This is a genomic window from Paenibacillus sp. OT2-17 (genome assembly GCF_009827695.1).
Taxonomy (GTDB): domain Bacteria; phylum Bacillota; class Bacilli; order Paenibacillales; family Paenibacillaceae; genus Paenibacillus; species Paenibacillus polymyxa_B.
The window spans coordinates 1-3376 of the sequence record NZ_WUDQ01000410.1 but is presented as its reverse complement, the minus strand read 5'-3'; the positions used below and the strand labels follow the sequence as shown (position 1 = coordinate 3376).

At 37.0% G+C, this 3376-nt stretch carries 5 protein-coding genes; 4 read left to right on the top strand and 1 reads right to left on the bottom strand.

Translation table 11 applies throughout. The features are described from left to right. Positions 1-32: 32 nt before the first annotated feature. Entirely contained in the window at positions 33-392 is a 360-nt protein-coding gene (locus tag GRP75_RS22170; RefSeq protein ID WP_160790379.1) for a hypothetical protein, read from the bottom strand. 300 nt (positions 393-692) lie between these two features. On the opposite strand from GRP75_RS22170, the gene GRP75_RS22165 reads away from it, so the two are divergent. The 4 genes from GRP75_RS22165 to GRP75_RS22150 form a co-directional block, all read left to right on the top strand. Continuing rightward, on the top strand, positions 693-995 hold the full coding sequence (locus GRP75_RS22165) for a PTS sugar transporter subunit IIB (RefSeq protein ID WP_049828419.1): 303 nt from the start codon (positions 693-695) through the stop codon (positions 993-995). A gap of 14 nt (positions 996-1009) precedes the next feature. After that, on the top strand, positions 1010-2293 hold the full coding sequence (locus GRP75_RS22160; RefSeq protein WP_160790378.1) for a PTS transporter subunit IIC: 1284 nt from the start codon (positions 1010-1012) through the stop codon (positions 2291-2293). After that, a complete protein-coding gene (gene rpe, locus GRP75_RS22155; RefSeq protein ID WP_160790377.1) occupies positions 2238-2903 on the top strand; it encodes a ribulose-phosphate 3-epimerase in 666 nt (221 codons plus the stop codon). The genes GRP75_RS22160 and rpe overlap by 56 nt, the downstream gene beginning before the upstream one ends. After that, positions 2900-3376 (top strand): alcohol dehydrogenase catalytic domain-containing protein (locus tag GRP75_RS22150; protein WP_160790376.1); only part of this gene is annotated, 477 nt, incomplete at its 3' end. The genes rpe and GRP75_RS22150, both read left to right, overlap by 4 nt.

Below are 3376 nucleotides of genomic sequence, written 5' to 3'. Positions count from 1 at the left end.
GATCAAGGAGTGGATTTTGAATAATGATGTCTTTAACCCACAGTAACAACCATCATCAGATTCCAATTGGTTTTTCGAGCACATTTTAACAACCTGCGAAAATGATCGTCAATCGAATTGATGTAATTTGGCATAGGCTTAACAATTAATAAAATTCTTTGTTTCGAGGGGGGGTTGGAGAAATGTAGCTGTAGTTCAGCAAACCTGGAGCTGTCATATATACGAGTGAGACAAAATGGAATCAACCCGGGCAATACCAAATCTGCACTGCTAAGTGTCATTTCCTCCGTTGTGGCAGATGTGGGTTCCTCTCCATAGGACGTCATGTACCAGAATTCATCACCTCTCACGTCTACATGTTGCAGTTCAGCCTCGTCTACCGTTGTACCCAACCCGGAACTCGTTGATACGATTGAATTCATTGGAATAGATGGATTTTAACCTGAAAAATATCGAGGGAAAATCATTTTTTTCATCACTATATTGTACAACCTGTTGTCTATAAAGTGGGATGTAAACGAATACAACAATTGAATTCATCATGTTATTATGAATCCACAGCAAGAAAGAAGTTAATCCTGCTGAGTAAAAGGAGATATAAAACAATTTGCAAGGAGGATTTTTTCAACCCTTTGGGATTGGAAATGGATTTAAAACTAGCTTCGAAAACTAACATACCAGGAGGAATTAACATGTCAAATTCAAAAATTAAAATCGCCGTAGCTTGTGGAAGCGGAGTAGCAACTTCTACTATCGCAGCAGATGGAGTGAAAGAGGTATTAAAAGAAGCAGGAATTGAACATTACGATATCATTAAAACGAGTATGGCGGAATTACCGAATATTATTGACAACGTCGATATTGTTCTGACAACTAATAATTTTAAAACCGATGAAAAGCCATATATGAACATCATGGGATTTGTAACAGGGCTTAATGAAGAAAAATTGAAAAATCAATTGGCTGAAAAACTGCTGGATTTAAAAAATAGTTAAGGTGGTAGATCATAATGGATACTGTGCATAATATTATTAAATCTATTACTGATATGGGAGCAACAGCTATTTTACCAATAATAATCACCGTATTAGGTCTAGTTTTTCGAATGAAAATTGGAAACGCTATCAAATCAGGCCTTTTAGTTGGGGTAGGCTTCTTAGGTTTAACATTAGTTGTTGGCTTGCTCAATTCCTCCCTAAAACCGGCAGTTGATTATTATGCAAAAATCGGTTCTGGATTTACAATTGCAGATATTGGATGGCCAGCTGTAGGGGCGGCATCTTGGGTGCCTCCTTTTGCAGCATTAGCAATTCCTCTTGGTTTAATTATTAATCTAGTATTAGTTCGACTTAGATGGACAAAAACGTTAAATGTGGATATATGGAATTACATGCATTTTCTAATTCCAGGAGCTTTGGCTTACTTTCTTTTTGACAGTTTCTGGTTAGGGTTGGTAGTAACATTGGTGATGTCTGTTATTGCTCTATTCGTTGGTGATTTAATTGCTTCAAAATGGCAAGAATACTTTGGTTTAGAAGGTACAACCTGCACAACTATTATTTATTCAGCTTGGGGTTATCCGATTGCCTGGCTGGTAAATAGAATCATTGATTTCATTCCTGGTTTAAATAAATTGGAGTTTTCTCTGAGTAAAATTAATAAAAAAATAGGCGTTCTCGGGGACCCAGTTATTATTGGATTTATTGTTGGATTAGTTTTAGGGGCAATTACTAAAAGACCTGTTACAGAGATAGTGACTATGGCCACAGGGATAGCTGGAGTTATGGTATTAATGCCTAAAGTTGTTGGAGTGATGATGGACGGGCTATCTCCAATTGGGAAATCGGCAAAAGACTTTATGATTAAACGCATGGGGAATAACTCCAATCTAAATGTGGGGATGGATATTGCGCTAGGCTTAGGCGATCCGACTACTATTACAACTACAGTCGTTTCTATTCCAATTGTTATGTTATTGGCACTCATTTTACCTGGAGTTCAGTTCTTTCCAATAGGACTGTTAATGTCTGTTACCTATATTTCTGTAATGTGTACGTTAACAAGTAAAGGAAATCTATTCCGTTCTATTGTGTCGACAGTAGTATTTTGTATTATCACATTTTATTTGGCAGGATTTGTTGCACCAGGTGCAACACAGATGCTTAACAGCGCAGGTGTCGAGTTAAAAGGTTTAGGGACAGATGTTACTTTTCCTGAGATATGGAACTTATTAAATAATGAAACTGATTTTACCTTCAATATTTGCTGCAGATTTAATGAACTTAAAAAGTGAATGCGATGTTTTATATGAAGAAGGATTTCAAGTACTTCATGTAGATATGATGGACGGAAATTTCGTCCCTCATATCGCATTTGGTCCAGAACAAATTAAAAATATAAAAAAACAAGTGAATATGAAATTAGATGTTCACATGATGGTATCAGCCCCAGAGCAGCATATAGCGAGTGTGTTGGACACTGGAGCAGAAATGATATCAGTTCACTATGAATCAACTCCTCATATTCGTTTTGTCATTGATCAGATTAAGCAACATGGAAGGAAAGCAGGGATCGTCATTAATCCTGGGACGGACACCTTTTTATTGAAACCTTTTCTAAACATCATTGACTATGTTCTAGTTATGTCGATCAATCCAGGAAGACCTAATCAAGTTTTTATGGAAGAAACGATTGATAGAATAAGAGAACTGAAAGTAATGATAGGTCAACGAGATATTCAGATCGAAGTTGATGGTGGAGTCGATGAGAGTATAGCTAGTCAATGTATCGAAGCTGGAGCATCTTTGGTTGTCATCGGATCATATTTATTTTCGAATAACAAAGCACATGTGAAGAATTTGAAAAGTCTAGAACATGGAGAGAGAAAGGATGAGAGAAAATGAAATCATTAAAACTGTATGGTGCCAGAGACATACGTTTTGGAGGAGCGAAAAAACCTCAAATACTGGATGGAAAAGATGTCATTGTAAAAATAAAAGCATGTGGCATTTGTGGATCTGATATCTCTCGATATAAAAAATTGGGTGCAGTCACACCTGGTCAGGTATGGGGACATGAATTTGCAGGTGTTGTAGAACAAGTTGGCGATCAAGTAACAGATCTAAAAGTTGGAGACCATGTTGCTGGATGTCCAGCACTAATTGAAGAAGATGATTATTATTATCGAGCAGGTCAACCAGCTAGAGCGAATTCATTGCATGCAATAGGTGCTAAGGAACCTGGTGGATTCGCCGAATACATTAAACTCCCAGAGAAGAATTTAGTTAAAGTACCTGATGATTTGGATTTCGAATCAGCTTCTATGGTAGAACCTTCTACTGTAGTTTTACATGGGTATTATCGAACCAATCTATCG

Bases quoted from the DNA above. Each gene is read 5' to 3' on its own strand.
- GRP75_RS22165 (WP_049828419.1), top strand. From the start codon at position 693: ATGTCAAATTCAAAAATTAAAATCGCCGTAGCTTGTGGAAGCGGAGTA.
- GRP75_RS22160 (WP_160790378.1), top strand. From the start codon at position 1,010: ATGGATACTGTGCATAATATTATTAAATCTATTACTGATATGGGAGCA.
- rpe (WP_160790377.1), top strand. From the start codon at position 2,238: ATGAAACTGATTTTACCTTCAATATTTGCTGCAGATTTAATGAACTTA.